Genomic DNA, 20,179 nt, shown 5'->3' on the forward strand with positions numbered 1-20,179 from the left:
ACAGTTACAGCATCTGACGGTACTGCATTGCCGAAAGGCGTACGGCGGCATTGACGGCCCCGTACTGGTCATAACCGCCTCGCCTTTCGGTCAATTCGAAAAAGAAGCGCCCTTCACTGAACGGCCAGCTATAGCGATGGAAAAACTCACCGCCCTGCGCATCGCGGTCATAAAGAACTTGCTGCTGTTGCAGGGTAGCCATCCCTTCCGGCTGACCAAAACGCGCCACAAGATCTTCGTAATAGTTCGCCGGAACAGGCAGCGAAATAGCCGTGGAGAATGGCGGCATTGCCGGTAAATCGCGGCAGGAAAAAGCGGCGTGCTGCAAGCCCGCGCCCTGATAACAGGCGACAGAGCGCGCAATCTGCGTGGCGCGGCTTTGCGAAATATTGAGTGCAAAGCGAATATTGCCCTGCGGACTTTGCACCGCCAGACTGCGCACCAGCCCGTACGGGTCGAGCATGGTTTGTTCGTGCTCAAGCTCAAAACCAAATACCGAACGAAAGAACATCACCCAGTTATCGCGACTGTCGGCTTCCATACCCAGCGCCAGATGATCGATGCCCGTAAAACCCTCAGGGTTGTCATCAGGCGTCAGGGTGAAGTCCTGGGTGTAGATATTCTGTTTCTCATCAACCAGATAGATAAGGCTTCCGTCCGGCGCACACACCGCCGGAATGGTGCTTTCATTCGGGCCGACTTCCCCTTGCCAGGTGGCGTAGCCGTACGCACGTGCCCGGGCAATCACTGCCGCGCTATCGCTGACGCGCAACGCCATCGCGCAAAGAGAGACGCCGTGACGTTGATAGAAGTGATCCGCCCAGCTGTGCGGTTGATAGTTGATGATGACCCGCGCATCGCCATTGCTCCACAGCGCCACCTGCTTAGAACGGTGCATCCCGGTCTGGCGAAATCCCATTCCCGCCAGCATCGCGCCCAGCTTTTTCGCCTCAGCGGCGCTGGCGGTAAACTCGATAAATTCCATACCGAGCCATTGTGGCAACGGCTCGGTGACAAACAGATCCGCATCGCTTTTACTCAGCGCCATGCGGGTTTGCTCCTCCAGCCACAGCAGAGAGCGATACCCATCTTTCGCCGTCGCGCCGTTGGGCGAGCCGCGAAAACCGTCGTTAAAAATTTCCAGCGACCAGGGGCCGCGATAGCCACGGCGCGTCAGTTCGGTTGCGAATTCAATCAGCGGCAGCTCGCCCTGACCGGGGAAGCAGCGAAAATGGCGGCTCCACTCCAGCACATCCATCTTCATTAGTGGGGCATCTGCCAGTTGCAGGAAGGTGATTTTCTCCAGTGGCACCTCATTCAGGCGCGTGAGATTATCCCCAAGCGACAGCACGTGAAAACTGTCCAGCACAATCCCCATCGCCGGGCTATTGACCGCTTTGACACGCTCCCACGCCTGATACCAGCGATTGACGTGTGTCCCCCAGGCCAGCGCTTCGTAGCCAATATGGATGTTTTCCTGCTCCGCCAGCGTCGCCAGCGCCCGCAGGTCGGCAACCTGCAGGTCAACATCCGCCGAGCAGTTCGGTGAGACATTGCTGCACAGCAACATGGTGTCGCACCCCAGTTCATGCATCAGCGCGAATTTACGTTTCGCCCGTGCCAGATTGGCGGCAAACTGTTCGCGACTTGCGCCTTCGAAGTCACGAAATGGCTGGAATAAGGTAATTTTTAAGCCCAGATCGTCGGCGAGCATTCGGATATCGGCGGGCGTACCGGTATAATAGAGCAGATCGTTTTCAAAGATTTCAACGCCCTGATAGCCCGCCGCCGCAATGGCGCTCAGTTTTTCAGGCAGCGTCCCGGAAATGGAAACGGTAGCAATGGAGCGCAGCATAGGTTTCGCCCTGTGTGAATGAAGAGATGAAATGAATATGAATCATTTGGTTCATTTACGCCAGATTCGGTTGCTAAATTGTGATCATTGTGTGTATTTTTTGTTCTTGAGAAAAAACAGGAGTTGCTATGTCCGCCGTTGCTCACGATGAAGCACAGTCTCTGAAAGACAGGATTTTTACCGCCGCGATCGCCGTTTTCGCTGAACATGGGCTCGCCGGGGCGCGTATGGAACAAATTGCCGGAGAAGCGCAAACGACCAAACGCATGGTGGTGTACTACTTCAAAACGAAGGAGCAGCTTTATCAGGCTGTGTTGCAGCACGTTTATGCGCGTATACGCGAAACGGAACAGCAGCTGGGGCTCGAAAATGTGCCGCCGGTCGAAGCGCTGGTGCAACTGGTGAAATGGAGCGTGCGTTATCACGCCACGCACGCCGATTACATGCGGATTATCTGCATGGAGAATATGCAACGAGGGAAATGGTTGTTATCGTCCGATGACTTTAAGCGGGTGAATAAGAGCGCACTTTCGCTGCTGGAGAATATTTTACATCGCGGTCAGCAGCAGACGATTTTTCAGCCCGGCGTGGAAGCGCGCGATGTGCACCGCCTCATCAGTAGCTTCAGCTTTTATCAGGTCTCCAACTTTTACAGTTTTAATAGCCTGTATCTGGATGGCCCGTTGCCGGAAATTGATGACGAAGCGTTAATTGCGCATCACAGCGATATTGCCGTTAAAGCGGTGCTACGGTTTGTGATTGCCTGAGCGCACTGCCTGGTGGGGTTACTGCCCTGCCAGTGCTTTAATCACCTTTTCCATGGCTTCACGCGTTAGCGCCGAACGCTGTATTTTGCTATTCGCCAGCGCCGTACGCACAACGCCTGCAATCACAATATGTTTCGGTTCCTGGCCCAAATCGCGCATTTCGAGCACAACTTTACCGACCACTCGACACATCTCCTGGTACAGAACCTCGTCTTTACTCAGATTCCCCATTGTGCGCGCTCCCTGTTTTCCATTAATAATCAAAACATTATTGATTCAAATTTAATATAAATCAAATTGATGAATGTGCCTCTCTTTTCAGCGTAAAACAGCCTTTTGCGGCGAGGAATTCATCAATAAATCTTACCACAGTGTTATAATACCTTACTGGAAAGGTTTTTATTTTGTTAATGTTAATCTTTCGAATTTTGAAACGCTGTTTTTATTTTCTTTTTGTGATGTTACACCGTATAATACGCGCCGATTCTTTCTTGAATGGTTTCAGCTCATTGAACTGTATTAATAACCAACATAATTATCGTACCCTTCAGTTTGCTGAACCACTAGCACACTTTCCTCTGCACGCTTTTTTGATGTCACCTATCCTTATGATGGCGTGGCGTCGCAAGTTTCGTAACACAGGTTTGACTCCGTGGCTGTGCGCTTATGGAGCGAGATTCCCATATCCTTCTCAACTTACTCAACTTAAAGACTAAGACTGTCATGAAAAAGACCAAAATTGTTTGCACCATCGGTCCGAAAACCGAATCCGAAGAGATGTTAGGCAAAATGCTCGATGCGGGCATGAACGTTATGCGTCTGAACTTCTCCCACGGCGACTATGCTGAACACGGTCAGCGCATCCAGAACCTGCGCAACGTGATGAAGAAAACCGGCCAGAAAGCCGCTATCCTGCTGGATACCAAAGGTCCGGAAATCCGTACCATCAAACTGGAAGGCGGCAACGACGTCTCCCTGAAAGCAGGCCAGACTTTCACCTTCACCACTGACAAATCTGTCGTCGGTAACAACGAAATCGTTGCGGTAACCTATGAAGGTTTCACTACCGACCTGTCCGTTGGCAACACCGTTCTGGTTGACGATGGTCTGATCGGCATGGAAGTTACCGCTATCGAAGGTAACAAAGTTATCTGTAAAGTGCTGAACAACGGCGACCTGGGCGAAAACAAAGGCGTTAACCTGCCGGGCGTTTCCATCGCGCTGCCAGCACTGGCTGAAAAAGACAAGCAAGACCTGATCTTCGGTTGCGAACAAGGCGTTGACTTTGTCGCGGCTTCCTTCATCCGCAAACGTTCTGACGTTGTTGAAATCCGTGAGCACCTGAAAGCGCACGGCGGCGAGAAGATCCAGATCATCTCCAAAATTGAAAACCAGGAAGGCCTGAACAACTTCGACGAAATCCTCGAAGCTTCCGACGGCATCATGGTTGCGCGTGGCGACATGGGTGTTGAGATCCCGGTTGAAGAAGTTATCTTCGCGCAGAAAATGATCATCGAAAAATGTATCCGTGCACGTAAAGTCGTTATCACTGCGACCCAGATGCTCGATTCCATGATCAAAAACCCGCGCCCTACCCGCGCAGAAGCTGGTGACGTTGCTAACGCCATCCTGGACGGCACCGATGCCGTTATGCTGTCTGGCGAATCCGCTAAAGGTAAATACCCGCTGGAAGCGGTGACCATCATGGCCACCATCTGCGAACGTACTGACCGCGTGATGACCAGCCGTCTGGAGTTCAACAACGACAGCCGTAAACTGCGCATCACTGAAGCCGTTTGCCGTGGCGCGGTAGAAACTGCTGAGAAACTGGACGCGCCGCTGATCGTCGTTGCGACCCAGGGCGGTAAATCTGCTCGCGCAGTGCGTAAATACTTCCCGGATGCCACCATCCTGGCGCTGACCACCAACGAAACCACCGCGCGTCAGCTGGTGCTGAGCAAAGGCGTTGTGCCGCAGCTGGTGAAAGAAATCACCTCTACTGATGATTTCTATCGCCTGGGTAAAGAAGTCGCTCTGGAAAGCGGTCTGGCGCAGAAAGGCGACGTTGTCGTGATGGTTTCTGGCGCACTGGTACCAAGCGGAACCACCAATACTGCATCCGTACACGTACTGTAATAATTTACAGATCTATTTCAGATGCTAATAAAAAGCGCCCTTCGGGGCGCTTTTTTTATTACGTCTAATCACCATGCTCAATAAAAAAGCAAATCGGATTTTACTATTTAAACTAAAATTATCTAAGACGAATCCGATGGAACTCCCCTGTTTTCATAGAGTTTTTCTTTCACCAGCGTGAAAGTCGATGCTTCTTTGAGCGAACGATAAAAAATAAGGGTTTTCGGATAAAAAAATATTCTCAAGATAAAAAAGTTTGTGTAATACTTGTAACGCTACATGGAGATTAACTCAATCTAGAGGGTATTTATAATGAATCGTACTAAACTGGTACTGGGCGCGGTAATCCTGGGTTCTACTCTGCTGGCAGGTTGCTCCAGCAATGCTAAAATCGATCAGCTGTCTTCTGACGTTCAGACTCTGAACGCTAAAGTTGACCAGCTGAGCAACGACGTGAACGCAATCCGTTCCGACGTTCAGGCTGCTAAAGATGACGCAGCTCGCGCTAACCAGCGTCTGGACAACCAGGCTCACTCTTACCGTAAGTAAGAGTTCTGGTAATAAAATGGCGCACATTGTGCGCCATTTTTTTTTGCCTGTGATTTAACTATCGCTATTGCGTTACCGTCCCTGAAACCTCGCCTTCCGACACCGCATCACCACGCTGACCATTCTGCATCGATAATGACGGCTCTGTAGCGCGCGCTGCGCCGTTTTCAACACTGACCGCGACCGGATACCCCGCCCGACGCGTCAACGCCTTCTGAAGCTGCTCCTTGCGCACATCAGCATGCTGTGCAAACTGCGTGAAGTCAGAGGAGAGCCTGAAGCTCAGGTTCTGCGTATCCTGTTCCGGGTTCTGCGACAGCGGACGATGAACTTCTACATAGCGCATACCGTTTGGTTCAACCGAATATTTCACCGGCTCGTTGATGACGCGCACCGGCGTGCCGCTACGAACCTGGCTGAACAGCGCTTTGATATCCGGTGCGTTCATGCGAATGCAGCCTGAACTTACGCGCAGCCCTACGCTGTCCGGTGCGCTGGTACCGTGAATCAGGTATTCACCGTTGCCGTAAGCCAGACGCAGCGCATAACGCCCTAACGGGTTATTCGGCCCGGCGGGGACGACGGCAGGCAGATTAATGCCCTTCGCCGCGGAACGCGCGCGAATGCCTGCAGGAGGCGTCCAGGTTGGATTTGGGATCTTCTGCCCTATGCGGGTCGTCATCTCCGGTGTTTCGAGTCCTTGCAAGCCGATACCAATCGGATAAACCTGGACCTGATTTTCTCCCGGTGGGAAGTAGTAAAGCCGCAGTTCAGCCAGATTGACAATGATGCCTTCACGCGGAGCATCCGGCAGCAGCATCTGCGATGGGATGGTCACGACCGTACCCGGTCTCGGGACTGGCGCCATGGTGTTATTAGCTTCAATAAGCAGCATCGCCGCCGTATCGAAACGTCGCGCAATGGCCTGTAAGTTACGATCGCTCTCCTGAACCGTGTAAGTTTGGTTCTGACCAATCAGACGACTGTTGGCCGGAGGCAGCGGATAATCAACAGCCCAGGCGCTATGTACAGCACTAAGAGCCGCTAAGATGCTAAGAGTTATAAGAGACGCGCGCTTCATATGGGATTCCTTATTCACATTCACTGACAAACCGCCAGAAAGCAGAACGACCAGCGAGGCGGTTCCTGCCTCGCGTAACTGTATGAAAGCTGTCTATATTATATTAGCTGAAATTAGCAACTTGCGCGCGAATTGCGCGAATCATGGCTTCCAGGCCCTGCGAGCGCGAGGGCGTGAGGTGTTGGGTCAGCGCCATCTGACTGAACCACGGGCGAACGTCAAAGGCGAGAATGTCGTCCGGCGTCATTTGATCGTAGAGAATAAACACCACGGCAATCAATCCTTTCACGATTGCCGCATCGCTGTCGCCCTGTAATTCGACCATACCCTCACGGTTACGAGAAACAACAATCCACACCTGACTCTGGCAGCCCTGAATACTGTTTTCCGGTTTATGCGCCTCGGGGCTCAACGGCGGGAGACGCTGACCCAGCTCAATAATGTAGAGATACTTCTCCTCCCAGTTCGCGCACCGGCCAAAATTTCGCAGCAGCTTCTCTTTATCCGGTAAAGCAGCCATCGTTCCTCCCTGTTATCCCAATAAGTGATGAATGCGGCGCAACCCCGTCACCAGACGGTCGACCTCTTCAAATGTGTTATACATCGCCAGTGACGCCCGGCACATTGCCGGCACCTGATAGAACGCCATCAGCGGCATCGCACAATGATGTCCGGTGCGCACGGCAATGCCGTAGTTATCAAGGAAACTGCCGACGTCATAGGCGTGATGCGTGCCGAGGTTAAAGGCAATGACGCCCAGTCTATCCGCCGGGCCATAAAGATGGAGATCGGGCACGTCTGCCAGCGACGTCAGAGCGTAACGCATCAGCGTTTGTTCATACTCGCCAACCGCTTCAAGGCCCAGCGCATTGAGATAATCGAACGCCGCGCCGAGTCCAATAATCCCGCCCGTATTCGGCGTCCCGGCCTCGAAGCGCCACGGTGCTTTCGCCCAGGTCGTGCCTTCCGTCAGGCTGACGGTCGCAATCATCGAGCCGCCCCCTTCCCACGGCGGCATGGCCTGCAGTATTTCTTCTTTCACATACAACACGCCGATCCCCGTCGGCCCGTAGAGTTTGTGGCCCGAAAAGGCGTAGAAATCGCAGTCCAGCGCCTGCACATCAACCGGGTGATGCATCACCGCCTGCGCGCCGTCGATGAGCGCTTTCGCGCCGTATTGATGCGCCAGTGCGATAAGCGCCGCCACCGGGTTTTCTGTTCCCAGCACGTTGGACACCTGGGTTACTGCCAGCAGCCGGGTACGCTCATCAAACAGCGTCGGCGCAATATCCATCTGCAATGTGCCATCGACGTTAAGTGGGATCACGCGCAGTTCCGCACCGCTACGAGCACAAAGCATTTGCCACGGTACGATATTGGCGTGGTGCTCCATCGCGGTAATCACAATGTTGTCGCCCGCACGCACGTTGTCACTGCCCCAACTGTTGGCTACCAGGTTTATTCCTTCGGTGGTCCCGCGCACGAAAACCAGCTCTTCAGCGGAACGAGCGTTAAGGAAGTTTGCCGCTTTCTGGCGCACCTCTTCCATCCGCTGCGTTGCTTCAGCGCTCAGCGTATGAATACCGCGATGCACCGCCGCATAGCCGTGACGGTAGAATTCCGCCTCCGCGCGGATCACCTGCTCGGGTTTTTGCGCGCTGGCCGCTGAGTCGAGATACGCCAGCGGCTGACCATTAACTTCCCGACTTAACACCGGGAAATCGGCGCGTACCTGTTGTACAGAAAATGTCATTGCTATCCCCCTGGCAAGCGCTGACCGATTCGCGCCAGAACTTGCTGTTTTAGCGCATCGTTGGCGATGGCTTCCGTCAACCCGGCGGCAAAGGCGTAGATAATAATTTTATGCGCGTCACTGTCGCTTATCCCTCGCGAACGCAGATAAAAAAGCTGTTCATCATCAATGCGTCCCACCGTCGCGCCATGGCTGCATTTTACGTCATCGGCATAAATTTCCAGCTGCGGCTTGGTATCCGCCTCAGCCAGTCGCCCCAGCAGCAGATTGTTATTGGTCATCTGTCCGTCGGTTTTGATTGCGTGTTTCGCCACGTTAATCAGACCATTAAATACCGCACGGCCTTTATCGCTAACGATGGTTTTATGCAGCTGACGGCTGTTGCAATAGCCTTTGTTATGCTCAAGCCATGTACGGGTATCGCACACTTCCGTGTTGACCGGCATCGCCAGGCTGTTCAGGCGTAAGGTGGTGTTTTCACCGTTCAACTGCGTGCTTGTGTGGTGTCGCGTTACCGCCGCACCGAGCAGAAAACTGCTGCTGTGGGCGCTGGCATCCTGACCCAGACGAATGTCGTTATGGGCAAAGTGGAAGCTTTGCGGGTTTTCAAAACCCAGCTTCAGATGATGCAAATGCGCATTGTCCGCCACGTCCATAGTGAAGCGTGCGCCGCTAAAGTGGCGTTGTTCATTCAGGCTGACGTAATGTTCAATCACCGTGGCTTCCGCCCCGGTTCCCAGCGCAATGTGGTGGCGATAATGGGCGGTATTCATTTCCTCACCCTCCAGCCCCCGCGTAATGTGCATCAGCAACAGCGGTTTCGCCGGACGTTGATTGCGCGCGACGCGAATATGCGTCACCGTCGCCGCCAGGCTTTCGGTGAGATGCAGAAAAATTTCACCGTTAATCGCTCCGGGCAAGGCTTCGCGCTCGTTATTAACGGCAACCTCAAACCCGCTCTCTTCCAGCGCATCGCTCAGCCCTGGTGCAAACTGACCATCGACAAACACCAGACGCCACGCATCCACCGTTAAGGCCAGCGAATCGGGCGCAATATCTTCAAGCGTGGTCAGCCGCGGCGCGACAAACTGACTGTTGAGCAAACTATCCAGCGCGGTGTATTTCCAGTCTTCATCTTTACGCGTGGGCAGCCCGAGGCGCAGCACCTGTTGCAGATGTTCACGCGCCTGCGGTGAACGCTGTCCGCCCTGCGCTTCGAACAGATGATGCCACTGTTGCAGCGCGTTACTGCTATTCGGTAAGCCAGCCATAGCCCTGCTCCTCCAGTTGTTTCACCAGGGTGAAGTCGCCGGATTTCACAATGCGCCCCTGATAAAGCACATGCACCACATCCGGCTTGATGTAGTCGAGAATGCGCTGGTAATGGGTGACGATAATGAACGACCGTTTACCGTCACGCAGGGCGTTCACGCCGTCTGCCACAATCTTCAGCGCGTCAATATCCAGCCCGGAATCCGTTTCATCCAGTATGCACAGCTCTGGCTCAAGCACCGCCATCTGCAAAATGTCATTGCGCTTTTTCTCACCGCCGGAGAAGCCGACGTTTACCGAGCGGGTGAGCAAATCCTGCGGCATTTTCAGCAGGCTGATTTTCTCTTCCATCAGGTCCTGAAAATCAAAACGATCCAGCGCGTCCTGACCACGGTATTTACGTACCGCATTCAGCGCCGTTTGCAGGAAAAACTGATTGCTAACACCCGGAATTTCCACCGGATACTGGAAGGCCATAAAGATGCCTTCCCCCGCGCGATCTTCAGGAGAGAGTTCCAGCAGGTCTTTCCCCTTAAAGCTGACCGCGCCGCCGGTCACTTCATAGTCTTCGCGCCCGGCGAGCGTGGCGGAAAGCGTACTTTTCCCGGAGCCGTTCGGCCCCATGATGGCGTGCACTTCCCCTGGCTTTATGTCAAGGCTTAAGCCGCGCAGGATTTCTTTATCTTCAACGGCAACCTGTAAATCTTTAATACTTAACATAGAGATCCCTTAATCCTTATCCGACGCTGTGTTCAAGGCTTATCGCCAGCAATTTTTGCGCTTCCACGGCAAACTCCAGCGGCAGCTCGGAGAAGACGTCCTTACAGAAGCCATTGACGATCATCGAGATCGCATCGTCCTCGCTGATCCCGCGTTGCAGGCAGTAGAACAGCTGATCTTCGCCGATTCGCGAAGTGGTGGCTTCATGTTCCAGCTGTGCGCTGTTGTTGCGGCATTCGACATACGGGAAGGTGTGCGCACCGCAGTCCGGGCCAATCAGCATCGAGTCACACTGGGTGTAATTACGCGCATTGGTCGCGGTCGGCATGATTTTCACCAGCCCGCGATAGCTGTTCTGGCTGTGTCCGGCGGAGATCCCTTTCGAGATGATCGTCGATTTGGTGTTTTTACCAATGTGGATCATTTTGGTGCCGGTATCGGCCTGCTGATGGCCGCTGGTCAGCGCCACCGAGAAGAACTCGCCAATCGAGTTATCACCGCGCAAAATGCAGCTCGGGTATTTCCAGGTAATGGCGGAACCCGTTTCCGACTGGGTCCAGGACATTTTGCTGTTTTCGCCTTCGCACAGGGCGCGCTTGGTGACAAAGTTCAGGATACCGCCGGTGTTGTTATCGCCGGGGAACCAGTTTTGTACCGTGGAGTATTTCACTTCCGCATCTTTGTGGATGATAACCTCCACCACCGCCGCGTGAAGCTGATAACTTTCACGCACCGGGGCGGAACATCCTTCGATATAGCTCACATAGCTGCCTTCATCGGCAATCAGGATCGTGCGTTCAAACTGACCGGTTTTTTCGGCGTTAATACGAAAATAGGTCGACAGCTCCATCGGGCAGCGCACACCTTTCGGGATGTAGATAAAGGTGCCATCTGATGCCACCGCCGCGTTCAGCGCGGCAAAAAAGTTATCGTTCGACGGTACCACCGTGCCCAGATACTGTTTCACCAGTTCAGGATGGTCGTGGATCGCTTCGCCAAACGAACAGAAAATAATGCCCTGCTCAGAAAGTTTTTCCCGGTAGGTGGTAGCCACAGAAACCGAGTCGAATATCGCATCGACAGCCACTTCTTTGCCTTCGCGCACCGGTACGCCAAGCTGGTTAAACGCTGCTTCAACTTCATCGGTGAGGAAGGTATTGGCGCCCGTCTGTTGGACCGCGCCCGGTTCAGAGGCACAGGTTTCATCGCAGTTACCGCAGGACGGCGCAGAGTAGTAGCTGTAATCCTGATAATTAAGCGAAGCATAGTTCGCCTTCAACCAGTGCGGCTCTTTCATCTGCTCCCAGGCGTGGAAGGCATTCAGGCGAAACTCGAGCATCCATTCCGGCTCATTGCGTTTCGCTGAAATGGCGCGGACCACCTCTTCGTTGACCCCTTTTGCCAGTTCATCGGTCTTTAACTGGGTGAAGAAGCCCTCTTTGTAATTCAGCGGGCCGCCGGACCATGTTTTGACATCGTCAGTTGCTTCAGTATTGCGCGTCATAATCGTACCGCCTATACCCCAAAACTTTCGCCGCAGCCGCATTCGTTCTGCGCTTTCGGGTTATGAAATTTAAATATCTGATTTAGTCCTTCGCGCACGTAATCCACTTCGGTGCCGTCAATAAACGGCATCGCCGAAAGAGGCACCCACAGTTTTGCACCGTCAGACTCAAATAACAGGTCATCGGCATGGGGCTCTATTACCGTATCCAGCACATAGCCAAACCCGGCACAACCGGTCTGCTTCACGCCGAGACGCACGCCCTGCATACCCGGTTGTTTGCTGACCAGATTGCGAATTTGTGTTGCTGCCGCAGGCGTTAACGTCAGGCCACGCCAGGCAAAATCATTCGGATCAAACGTTCCAGAATCTACTTCCATTGGTCTACCTCATCGGTTAAGCCATCAAAGGCATAACACTATGTTAGTGATAATGATTATCACTTCAACCCATCTACAACAGGGGTATTACCTTCGAACCTGTTTTACAGGGCTTTTTATAAGCATAGACCCTCATTCTGCAGGCAACCGGGATAGATAATTTTTTACAACACATTGAAAAATAATAGATTAGGAAGAGGTCATTACTGGAAGTGGTTGATGAATAAAACATGCATCGCTAATACCTATTTATTTGATAGTTTTTCGGCCTCTCTGTGCCTTTCAGCTCACACCCTTGGTACGCAAACTTGCCGGATCGCTAAATCTGACCTAAATCATTGATGACCCCTTCAACAATATCGGGAGAAATCATGGGTTATTATGTGCTTAAGAAGTCAGAAAAAGACGTTGCGCAACCGTGGTATTTTTTACTGAAGGCCGATAATCACGAAACCATCGCCACCAGTGAGATGTACTCGAGCAAGGACGCGGCGAAGAAAGGTATTGCCTCCGTTCAGAAGAACGGCGCGAGCGAAACGATTAAAGACGATACGGCGAAATAAGCAAAAGGCCCAGGGATTTGGGCCTTTTGCATTTGTTTTACACCACGGCGGTGGTCAGGCGCGATGTGCAACACAAGCGCCCTTCCTCATCGAAGATTTCGATTTGCCACACCTGGCTGCGACGCCCGGTGTGGATCGCTTTACAGACGCCGCGAACCCGGCCGCTACGCACCGAACGGATGTGGTTGGCATTGATTTCCAGCCCGACAACTTTTTGATCGCCTTCGGTACAGAGATAGCCCGCCATTGAGCCCAGTGTCTCGGCAAGAACGACTGATGCGCCACCGTGTAACAGACCGAATGGCTGATGGGTGCGATGGTCAACGGGCATCGTCGCCTCAAGCGCATCATCGGTTAACGCAACATAGCGAATATCCAGCAGCGCCATCATCGTCCCTTCATTCATCGCATTCAGGGCATCGAGGGTCGTCTGTCGTCTCCAAATCATCCAATAATCTCCAGAAGTGCCTGTAACGGATGGCGAACGCCATTACCTTCCACGCGCTTCACCTGACTACGACATGAGTATCCGGTTGCCAGACAGCGATTACGCGGCAGGCGTTGCATGGCCTGCTGCCATGATAGCGCATAAATCCCCAGCGAGTTTTGGTGGTTTTTCTTTTCGTGGCCATAGGTTCCCGCCATCCCGCAGCAGCCGACGTTGACGTTTTCCAGCTTCGCGCCGAACCGGGCAAAAATGGTGGCCCACTGTTTTGGCGCGGAAGGTAGTGCGGTAACCTCGGTACAGTGCCCAAACAAATACCAGGGCTCGCCGCCGGATTCATGGCTATTAATACCGTCCAGCGCCTGAGGCAGCCATTCATGGACCAGCATAACGTTGAAATCACCGCGTTTATCGCCCAACACTTGCTTGTATTCATCGCGATAACACAGCACCAGGGCCGGATCGACGCCCACCATAGGAATGCCCAATTCCGCCACACGGTTCAGGTAATCTGCCGTTTTACGTGCGGTTTTGGTAAAGCGCGTGACGAAACCTTTAATATGCTGCGCTTTACCATTGGGTGAGAATGGCAGCAGTACCGGCTGAAGGCCCAGCTTATCAATCAGACGAATGAAGTCGGCCACCACCTGCGCATCGTAGTAGCTGGTGAAAGGATCCTGCACCACCAGCACGGTCATCGCTTTTTGTTCGGGTGTTAGCGCTTCCAGCTGTTCCAGCGTCATATTGGCGGAACGGTGAGAGATCATCTGCTTTTGCAACGACGGCGCGGAAAGCATTGGCAAATCAATCATGCCAATGTGTTTTTCCGACAGCTTGCGTACCAGCGGTTGATTCATAAAGAAGTTAAAGGTTTTCGGCGCGCGCGCCATCAGCGGCGCATAGCTTTCAACCGTCGCCACCAGATGATCGCGTACCGGGCGCAGATAACGCGTGTGATAAAGCTGTAAGAAACGTGCGCGGAAATCCGGCACATCAATTTTGATTGGACATTGGGTAGAACAGGCTTTACAGGCCAGACAGCCCGACATCGCCTCTTTCACTTCGTGTGAGAAATCGTATTCGCCCTTGCGCGCGTGCCAGCTGTTGCGGGTACGCTCAATCAATGAACGCAAGCTCGCGCGTTTATCCGGTAATTCTTTCTCCAGCAATAAGGGATCTACGCCACGATCGGCCAACAAACGCAGCCATTCACGCACCAGCGTGGCGCGCCCTTTCGGCGAATGAATACGATCGTTGGTAATCTTCATTGACGGGCACATCGGGCTTTTGGCATCGAAGTTAAAACATAATCCGTTGCCATTACACTCCATCGCCCCGCGCCAGGAGGACCGCACAGCAATCGGGATTTGCCTGTCAAAAGTCCCGCGTTTCACCGCATCGACTTTCATCATCGGCGCATCCACGCCTTCCGGCGGGCAGATTTTCCCGGGATTTAAGCGGTTAAGCGGGTCGAACGCTGCTTTGACTTTACGCAGCTCGCCATATAACGCATCGCCGAAGAAGGCCGGGCTGTATTCCGCGCGAAAGCCTTTCCCGTGCTCGCCCCACAGCAGACCGCCGTATTTCGCGGTGAGCGCCACCACATCATCGGAGATTTGCTTCATTAAAATCTCTTGTTGAGGGTCACACATATCCAGCGCCGGACGCACGTGCAGCACGCCGGCATCGACATGACCAAACATGCCGTAGCTCAGGCCGTGGCTGTCGAGTAACGCGCGAAATTCAACGATGTAATCCGCGAGATGTTCCGGCGGCACGCAGGTATCTTCGGCAAACGGAATCGGCTTCGCCGCGCCTTTCGCATTGCCCAACAGACCCACCGCCTTTTTACGCATCGCGTAGATGCGCTCGATGCCGTCAAGCTCATTGCAGCGCTGCCAGCCAATCACGCCACCTTCCTGATTCGCGATAAGCGTGTCCAGACGTTGGCATAACGAGGTAACCTGCTCTTCAATCAGCGCGTCATCGTCACCGGCGAATTCAACAATATTCAGGCCGAGCATCTCTTTATCGGGCACATCAGCGATCAGTTCACTGACCGAATGCCAGACAATGTCTTCCCGCGCCAGATTCAGGACCTTAGAGTCAACTGTTTCCACCGACAGCGCGCGGGCTTCTACCATAAAGGGCGCATTGCGTAGTGCTGAGTTGAACGAGTCGTACTTAATGTTAACCAGACGACGCACTTTCGGCAGCGGGGTGATATCCAGCCGTGCTTCGGTAATAAACGCCAGTGTACCTTCTGAGCCGGTGAGAATGCGGGTTAAGTCAAATTCGGTCATCTCGTCGTTGAAGACGTGACGCAAATCGTAACCGGTCAGGAAACGGTTAAGTTTCGGGAACTTATCGATGATGAGCTGACGATTCGCGCGACAACCTTCAAATACCGTGCGGTAAATGCGCCCGGAGGCGGACTGCTCTTTCGCCAGCGTTTCCGCCAGCGCCACCGGTACGGGTTGGGTATCCAGAATATCGCCGCCCAGTAGCACGGCGCGCACGCCTAAGACGTGATCGGAGGTTTTGCCGTACACCAGCGAGCCCTGCCCGGAGGCGTCGGTGTTGATCATACCGCCCAGCGTCGCGCGGTTGCTTGTGGAGAGCTCCGGCGCGAAGAAATAGCCGTACGGTTTGAGATATTGATTGAGCTGATCTTTGATAACCCCGGCTTCAACCCGCACCCAACCCTCTTCGGGATTGATTTCAATGATGCGATTCATATAGCGGGACATATCAATGATGATGCCCTGGTTCAGCGCCTGCCCGTTAGTGCCGGTACCGCCGCCGCGGGGGGTGAAGATGAGCGACTGAAAGCGCTCTTCTGCCGCCAGCCGGGCCAGCAGGGCCACATCCGCCGTTGAACGCGGGAACACCACCGCATCCGGTAACAGCTGATAAACGCTGTTATCGGTCGCCATGGTTAGTCGGTCGGCATAACGCGTGGCGGTATCGCCAGTAAAACCTTGTTGCTCCAGTGCTTGCAAATAATTCAGCACCAGTTGAACGACGCCCGGTGCCTGAGAAATCTGTGGGATCATGACGCTTGACCCTGTCTGAATAGTTAGTGTTGTTATACACGCGCAGCGTCGCCATGGGCGCGAAGCGCATGTTTAATCGTTTGCGTAGTGCATTCAACGTTGTATCACATTTTTTTCTTATGCGCCCGGTAGATTTAAGTGCAAAATCGGCCGCTTAAATGGATTGATATTATTATCAATAAAAGGGTTTACGCCGCGCCAGCGTTCTGGCGTACAGAAGAAGGTAAATTTGAGATATGGGTACGCTTCAACGTCCTCGCGATATACCGCAAATACTGCTATCGGTGCTGTTTTTGGCTCTGATGATCATCGCTTGTTTATGGATTATTCAGCCGTTTATTCTGGGCTTCGCCTGGGCTGCGACGATCGTTATCGCCACCTGGCCGGTACTGCTTCGTTTGCAGCGCATGTTTTTTGGCCGCCGGAGCCTGGCCGTTCTGGTGATGACACTGTTGCTTTTTTTACTGTTCGTTATCCCCATCGCCTTACTGGTCAATAGCGTCGTCGACGGCAGCGCCCCTTTGGTGCATGACATCACCTCTGGCACGCTGGAGCTGCCTGACCTCGCGTGGTTGAACAGCATTCCGTTTATCGGTGCGAAGCTTTATCAGGGCTGGCACAGCCTGCTGGATATGGGCGGCAGCGCAATTATGGCGAAGGTCCGCCCTTATATTGGTACTACCACCACGTGGTTTGTCGGCCAGGCGGCGCACATTGGCCGCTTCCTGCTTCACTGCGGCTTAATGTTGCTGTTTAGTGCGCTACTCTACTGGCAGGGCGAAAAAGTCGCGTTTGGCATTCGCTACTTCGCGACCCGCCTGGCGTCAAAACGGGGTGATGCCGCCGTGTTGCTGGCAGGTCAGGCCATTCGCGCCGTCGCGCTGGGCGTGGTGGTTACCGCGTTAACACAGGCGATTCTCGGCGGTATCGGCCTTGCCATCACTGGCGTACCCTATGCCACGCTGTTAACGGTCGTGATGATTTTTTCCTGCCTGGTACAACTTGGGCCGCTGATTGTCCTGATCCCGTCAATCATCTGGCTCTACTGGACCGGTGATACCACCTGGGGCACCGTGCTGCTGGTGTGGAGCTGCGTAGTAGGCACCATGGATAACTTTATCCGTCCGGTGCTGATTCGCATGGGTGCCGATCTACCGATGATTCTTATTCTGTCTGGCGTTATCGGTGGTCTGGTGGCATTTGGCATGATAGGCCTGTTTATTGGCCCAGTGGTGCTGGCAGTCTCCTGGCGTCTGTTTGATGCATGGATGCATGAAGTGCCCCCTCCGACAACCGACCCGGACCAGGTTCTGGAAGAGTTACAGCAGTTTGATATGAGCGGAGAGAAAAAAGCGTAATTCCCCCCGCTCACCCACTTAAGCATTTCTTATCAATAAACCGTTGTTATGTTAACGGATGCCGTCAAATGATGGCATCCGTAACTGCCTTAACTAAAAATCATTCACACTATTTTAACTATTGAGACGAATCCGATCGACGTAAAAATGTCGCATGCCTACTATTAGGACACGGTTATAAATCAATAGCTTGATTTATAAGCATGGACATCCCCTGAGTGAAACAATGAATTGCTGTGTGTAGTCTTTGCCCATCTCCCACGATGGGCTTTTTTTTATCACTTCACATCACATCGACTCATCATGCGCCACATTTCAGGCAGAACCCGCGTCTCGCCGGTGACATTCAGCGTTACTCGTCCCTGAATATCCACGGAGGATCGGCCAACCTGCAATTCAAACTCGCCAGGCTCAACGATGCGTTGCCCCTGATGGCTGGTAAAATTGAGCATATCCACCGGTATCGTGAAAGTAAGCGTGGCCGACTCGCCAGGCGCCAGTGTCACGCGCTGGAACGCTTTCAGTTCCTGAAGCGGCCTGACCATTGAGGCGATGTTGTCGCGCACATACACCTGTACCACTTCACTGCCGCTGCGCTCGCCGCTGTTTTTTATCGCCACGCTAAGCGTAACATCGCCGTGAATATCCACGTTTTCACTCAGCAATGTCGGAGAGCCATAATCGAAGGTTGTCCAGCTCAGACCGTAGCCAAACGGGTACAGTGCGCCAAAATGGAAAGCGAACGGTGTGCCGCCACTTTTTAGCTTATGGTTGTAGTAATACGGCATTGCCCCGGCGCTTTTCGGCATGCTCACCACCAGCCTGCCTTGTGGTTCTGCGCGACCGGTCAACACATCAGCAATTGCCCAACCGCCCTCCTGGCCCGGAGCCCATGCCAGCATAAACGCCGCCACTTTCGACTCCAGCCCTTGCAGGTTGTAAGGGCGTCCTCCCGTCATCACCACAATTACCGGTTTCCCGGTCGCCACCAGTGCTTCCAGCAACTGCTGCTGTACGCCCGGCAGAGTTAAACTATCGGTGTCTGACCCCTCGCCCACGGTTCCGCTCTGGAACAGCCCGGCGAGATCCCCCACGCAGGCAATCACCACCTCACTTTCCAGCGCCGCGTTTACGGCATCGTCAATCAGTGAGATATCGAGAGATACCGGTGACGATTGCATCGGCTTACCGGAACTGTCGCCCGGAAAAACTGGCGCACCGGCAAGGCGTTCTTTGATGATGTGACAGCCTTTAGCGTAACGAACGTTGTCTTCACCCAGATAGGTGCGCAGTGCCGCCAGCGGTGTCGTGACCTGCGCGGTGTTATCCACCATATCGCTAATAATCAGATGCACCGGGAAACTGTAGCCGCTCAACAACGCCAGCGGATCGTCCGCCGTCGGCCCCACGACCGCCACGCGCGGTTTCCCCGCCAGCGGCAATATGCCACGATTTTCCAGCAGCGTAATTGACCGCGTGGCGACCTCTCTTGCCGCCTGCCGCGTGGCGGGCGACTGGAGCGAAATGGCGTTTTCATCAGTGTACGGATGCTCGAACAACCCCAGGCGGAATTTTTCGGTGAGCAACCGCGCGACGATTTCATCAATTTTCGCCATGCTGATCAGCCCGCGTTCCAGCGCTTGCGCCAGATGACGCGCACAATCATCTTTTGGCAGCTCAACGTCCAGCCCGGCATTGAAAGCCAGAGCTGCCGAGTGCGCGGCATCTTCACTGACGCCATGGTGCTGATGCAGCAGGCTAACGCCGCCGTAATCCGCCACCACGATGCCATCAAACCCCCAGCGTTCCCGCAGCAATGTGGTTAACAGGAACGCATCGCTGTGTCCCGGTTGATTATCAATATCATGATACGCAGGCATCACCGAACCCGCATTCGCCAGTTTCACCGCCATTTCGAAAGGCAACAGGAAGGTATCGTTCAGCTCACGAAAGCCCAGATGTACCGGCGCATGGTTACGCGCGCCTTCACTAAAGGAATGGCCGACATAGTGCTTAAGCGTTGCCAGCACGTCACGTTTTTCACCCTGTAAGCCATCAACATACGCACAGGCCATCACGCCCACCAGCCACGGGTCCTCGCCATACGTCTCTTCGGTACGCCCCCAGCGCACATCGCGCGACACATCCAGCACCGGCGCCAGCCCCTGTTTACAGCCAGTTGAACGCGCTTCTTCGCCTATCTGCTGCGCAGCGCGTCTGACCAGTTCAGGATCCCACGTAGAACCGTAATTCAGCGAGGAGGGAAATAAGGTGGCGTCTTTGCACAACAAGCCTACCAGACACTCTTCATGGAACAGTGCCGGAATGCCAAGGCGCGTCTCTTCCATCAACATTTTTTGCAGGCGGTTGGCCGCGCGCACGCCCGTTTTCGCATCCACAATATGCGTACCCAGCGGGCGCGTGATTTGACCGACACCCAGCATTAAGCGTTCGCCCAGCGATGCCTGCTCGCTGACGCCGGAGAATTCATCGCTCATATCGCTTCTTTCCCGGTGCTCACCGTCTTCAGACAGTACCAGCCAGTAGGCATGCATCTGGGCAAATTTTTCTTCGGGGGTCATGCGTGCCAGCAGGTCGGCAACACGGGCGCTCACAGGATGCTGAGGATCTTTATAAACAGGGGTCATAGCCTTCTCCTGAACAGGTTAAGTAAAACCAGTATTCAGAAGCGTTGCCGCGACAACAATTGTCTAATTTCGCAGAAGATTTACGTTTTTTG

Annotated in this window: 18 protein-coding genes and 1 other RNA gene; 7 read left to right on the forward strand and 12 right to left on the reverse strand. The window is 53.8% G+C overall.

Annotated elements, in window-relative coordinates; translation table 11 throughout:
* Positions 1–4 precede the first annotated feature (4 nt).
* Complete coding sequence (locus tag NMC31_RS12420) at positions 5–1,855, reverse strand: bifunctional sugar phosphate isomerase/epimerase/4-hydroxyphenylpyruvate dioxygenase family protein (protein WP_253898108.1); 1,851 nt, start codon at positions 1,853–1,855, stop codon at positions 5–7.
* 128 nt (positions 1,856–1,983) lie between these two features.
* On the opposite strand from NMC31_RS12420, the gene NMC31_RS12425 reads away from it, so the two are divergent.
* Entirely contained in the window at positions 1,984–2,622 is a 639-nt protein-coding gene (locus NMC31_RS12425; RefSeq protein WP_149462667.1) for a TetR/AcrR family transcriptional regulator, read from the forward strand.
* A gap of 18 nt (positions 2,623–2,640) precedes the next feature.
* Here NMC31_RS12425 and fumD read toward each other — a convergent pair whose 3' ends face one another.
* Positions 2,641–2,853, reverse strand: coding sequence for a fumarate hydratase FumD (gene fumD, locus NMC31_RS12430; RefSeq protein WP_253898109.1), 213 nt, complete (start codon positions 2,851–2,853; stop codon positions 2,641–2,643).
* 227 nt (positions 2,854–3,080) lie between these two features.
* Between fumD and ynhH the strand changes: the two genes are divergently transcribed.
* From ynhH to NMC31_RS12440, 3 genes are all read left to right on the forward strand, one after another.
* The gene (ynhH, locus tag NMC31_RS26285; RefSeq protein ID WP_436650259.1) at positions 3,081–3,338 is read left to right on the forward strand and encodes a protein YnhH; all 258 of its coding nucleotides are present in this window, start codon (positions 3,081–3,083) and stop codon (positions 3,336–3,338) included.
* A gap of 7 nt (positions 3,339–3,345) precedes the next feature.
* Complete coding sequence (gene pykF, locus NMC31_RS12435) at positions 3,346–4,758, forward strand: pyruvate kinase PykF (RefSeq protein ID WP_149462669.1); 1,413 nt, start codon at positions 3,346–3,348, stop codon at positions 4,756–4,758.
* Positions 4,759–5,070: 312 nt separating this feature from the next.
* Positions 5,071–5,307: a major outer membrane lipoprotein gene (locus NMC31_RS12440; RefSeq protein ID WP_007374746.1), complete on the forward strand. Its 237-nt coding sequence runs from the start codon at positions 5,071–5,073 to the stop codon at positions 5,305–5,307.
* Between the two features lie 64 nt (positions 5,308–5,371).
* Here NMC31_RS12440 and ldtE read toward each other — a convergent pair whose 3' ends face one another.
* The 7 genes from ldtE to sufA all read right to left on the reverse strand — a co-directional run bounded on the left by ldtE (position 5,372) and on the right by sufA (position 12,017).
* Positions 5,372–6,388 (reverse strand): L,D-transpeptidase LdtE, encoded by a 1,017-nt coding sequence (ldtE, locus tag NMC31_RS12445; protein ID WP_253898110.1) that lies wholly within the window; start codon positions 6,386–6,388, stop codon positions 5,372–5,374.
* A gap of 103 nt (positions 6,389–6,491) precedes the next feature.
* Entirely contained in the window at positions 6,492–6,908 is a 417-nt protein-coding gene (gene sufE, locus NMC31_RS12450) for a cysteine desulfuration protein SufE (protein WP_253898111.1), read from the reverse strand.
* Between the two features lie 12 nt (positions 6,909–6,920).
* Positions 6,921–8,141, reverse strand: a complete 1,221-nt coding sequence (gene sufS / locus NMC31_RS12455) for a cysteine desulfurase SufS (RefSeq protein ID WP_253898112.1) — start codon at positions 8,139–8,141, stop codon at positions 6,921–6,923.
* 2 nt (positions 8,142–8,143) lie between these two features.
* Positions 8,144–9,412, reverse strand: a complete 1,269-nt coding sequence (gene sufD / locus NMC31_RS12460; RefSeq protein ID WP_253898113.1) for a Fe-S cluster assembly protein SufD — start codon at positions 9,410–9,412, stop codon at positions 8,144–8,146.
* Positions 9,393–10,133 carry a Fe-S cluster assembly ATPase SufC gene (gene sufC / locus NMC31_RS12465; protein WP_253898114.1) on the reverse strand — a complete coding sequence of 247 codons (741 nt, stop codon included), beginning with the start codon at positions 10,131–10,133 and terminating at the stop codon, positions 9,393–9,395. The genes sufD and sufC overlap by 20 nt, the downstream gene beginning before the upstream one ends.
* Before the next feature lie 16 nt (positions 10,134–10,149).
* On the reverse strand, positions 10,150–11,637 hold the full coding sequence (gene sufB / locus NMC31_RS12470; RefSeq protein WP_149462675.1) for a Fe-S cluster assembly protein SufB: 1,488 nt from the start codon (positions 11,635–11,637) through the stop codon (positions 10,150–10,152).
* Positions 11,638–11,648: 11 nt separating this feature from the next.
* Positions 11,649–12,017 carry a Fe-S cluster assembly scaffold SufA gene (gene sufA / locus NMC31_RS12475; protein WP_149462676.1) on the reverse strand — a complete coding sequence of 123 codons (369 nt, stop codon included), beginning with the start codon at positions 12,015–12,017 and terminating at the stop codon, positions 11,649–11,651.
* Positions 12,018–12,388: 371 nt separating this feature from the next.
* Here sufA and NMC31_RS12480 point away from each other — a divergent pair, with 371 nt between their 5' ends.
* Positions 12,389–12,580 carry a YegP family protein gene (locus tag NMC31_RS12480; RefSeq protein ID WP_253898115.1) on the forward strand — a complete coding sequence of 64 codons (192 nt, stop codon included), beginning with the start codon at positions 12,389–12,391 and terminating at the stop codon, positions 12,578–12,580.
* A 37-nt stretch (positions 12,581–12,617) separates the two neighbouring features.
* On the opposite strand, the gene menI is transcribed toward NMC31_RS12480, so the two are convergent.
* Together menI and ydiJ are read right to left on the reverse strand one after the other, a co-directional pair.
* Positions 12,618–13,028, reverse strand: a complete 411-nt coding sequence (menI, locus tag NMC31_RS12485; protein WP_149462678.1) for a 1,4-dihydroxy-2-naphthoyl-CoA hydrolase — start codon at positions 13,026–13,028, stop codon at positions 12,618–12,620.
* A complete protein-coding gene (gene ydiJ, locus NMC31_RS12490) occupies positions 13,025–16,081 on the reverse strand; it encodes a D-2-hydroxyglutarate dehydrogenase YdiJ (RefSeq protein ID WP_253898116.1) in 3,057 nt (1,018 codons plus the stop codon). Before ydiJ ends, menI begins: the two co-directional genes overlap by 4 nt.
* A 236-nt stretch (positions 16,082–16,317) precedes the next feature.
* On the opposite strand from ydiJ, the gene ydiK reads away from it, so the two are divergent.
* Both ydiK and rprA read left to right on the forward strand, forming a co-directional pair.
* Positions 16,318–17,439 carry an AI-2E family transporter YdiK gene (gene ydiK, locus NMC31_RS12495; protein WP_253898117.1) on the forward strand — a complete coding sequence of 374 codons (1,122 nt, stop codon included), beginning with the start codon at positions 16,318–16,320 and terminating at the stop codon, positions 17,437–17,439.
* 171 nt (positions 17,440–17,610) lie between these two features.
* An RNA gene (gene rprA, locus NMC31_RS12500) (antisense sRNA RprA) lies at positions 17,611–17,718 on the forward strand.
* On the opposite strand, the gene NMC31_RS12505 is transcribed toward rprA, so the two are convergent.
* Positions 17,718–20,087: a glycoside hydrolase family 3 N-terminal domain-containing protein gene (locus tag NMC31_RS12505; protein ID WP_253898118.1), complete on the reverse strand. Its 2,370-nt coding sequence runs from the start codon at positions 20,085–20,087 to the stop codon at positions 17,718–17,720. The genes rprA and NMC31_RS12505 overlap by 1 nt on opposite strands.
* Positions 20,088–20,179 lie beyond the last annotated feature (92 nt).

The sequence above is a fragment of the Pseudocitrobacter vendiensis genome (assembly GCF_943590815.1).
Taxonomy (GTDB): Bacteria; Pseudomonadota; Gammaproteobacteria; order Enterobacterales; family Enterobacteriaceae; genus Pseudocitrobacter; species Pseudocitrobacter vendiensis.

What these genes read in the sequence shown, in the direction of transcription:
- NMC31_RS12420 (WP_253898108.1), bottom strand. Translation starts at nt 1,855, where the DNA reads ATGCTGCGCTCCATTGCTACCGTTTCCATTTCCGGGACGCTGCCTGAA.
- NMC31_RS12425 (WP_149462667.1), top strand. Translation starts at nt 1,984, where the DNA reads ATGTCCGCCGTTGCTCACGATGAAGCACAGTCTCTGAAAGACAGGATT.
- fumD (WP_253898109.1), bottom strand. Translation starts at nt 2,853, where the DNA reads ATGGGGAATCTGAGTAAAGACGAGGTTCTGTACCAGGAGATGTGTCGA.
- ynhH (WP_436650259.1), top strand. Translation starts at nt 3,081, where the DNA reads ATGTTACACCGTATAATACGCGCCGATTCTTTCTTGAATGGTTTCAGC.
- pykF (WP_149462669.1), top strand. Translation starts at nt 3,346, where the DNA reads ATGAAAAAGACCAAAATTGTTTGCACCATCGGTCCGAAAACCGAATCC.
- NMC31_RS12440 (WP_007374746.1), top strand. Translation starts at nt 5,071, where the DNA reads ATGAATCGTACTAAACTGGTACTGGGCGCGGTAATCCTGGGTTCTACT.
- ldtE (WP_253898110.1), bottom strand. Translation starts at nt 6,388, where the DNA reads ATGAAGCGCGCGTCTCTTATAACTCTTAGCATCTTAGCGGCTCTTAGT.
- sufE (WP_253898111.1), bottom strand. Translation starts at nt 6,908, where the DNA reads ATGGCTGCTTTACCGGATAAAGAGAAGCTGCTGCGAAATTTTGGCCGG.
- sufS (WP_253898112.1), bottom strand. Translation starts at nt 8,141, where the DNA reads ATGACATTTTCTGTACAACAGGTACGCGCCGATTTCCCGGTGTTAAGT.
- sufD (WP_253898113.1), bottom strand. Translation starts at nt 9,412, where the DNA reads ATGGCTGGCTTACCGAATAGCAGTAACGCGCTGCAACAGTGGCATCAT.
- sufC (WP_253898114.1), bottom strand. Translation starts at nt 10,133, where the DNA reads ATGTTAAGTATTAAAGATTTACAGGTTGCCGTTGAAGATAAAGAAATC.
- sufB (WP_149462675.1), bottom strand. Translation starts at nt 11,637, where the DNA reads ATGACGCGCAATACTGAAGCAACTGACGATGTCAAAACATGGTCCGGC.
- sufA (WP_149462676.1), bottom strand. Translation starts at nt 12,017, where the DNA reads ATGGAAGTAGATTCTGGAACGTTTGATCCGAATGATTTTGCCTGGCGT.
- NMC31_RS12480 (WP_253898115.1), top strand. Translation starts at nt 12,389, where the DNA reads ATGGGTTATTATGTGCTTAAGAAGTCAGAAAAAGACGTTGCGCAACCG.
- menI (WP_149462678.1), bottom strand. Translation starts at nt 13,028, where the DNA reads ATGATTTGGAGACGACAGACGACCCTCGATGCCCTGAATGCGATGAAT.
- ydiJ (WP_253898116.1), bottom strand. Translation starts at nt 16,081, where the DNA reads ATGATCCCACAGATTTCTCAGGCACCGGGCGTCGTTCAACTGGTGCTG.
- ydiK (WP_253898117.1), top strand. Translation starts at nt 16,318, where the DNA reads ATGGGTACGCTTCAACGTCCTCGCGATATACCGCAAATACTGCTATCG.
- NMC31_RS12505 (WP_253898118.1), bottom strand. Translation starts at nt 20,087, where the DNA reads ATGACCCCTGTTTATAAAGATCCTCAGCATCCTGTGAGCGCCCGTGTT.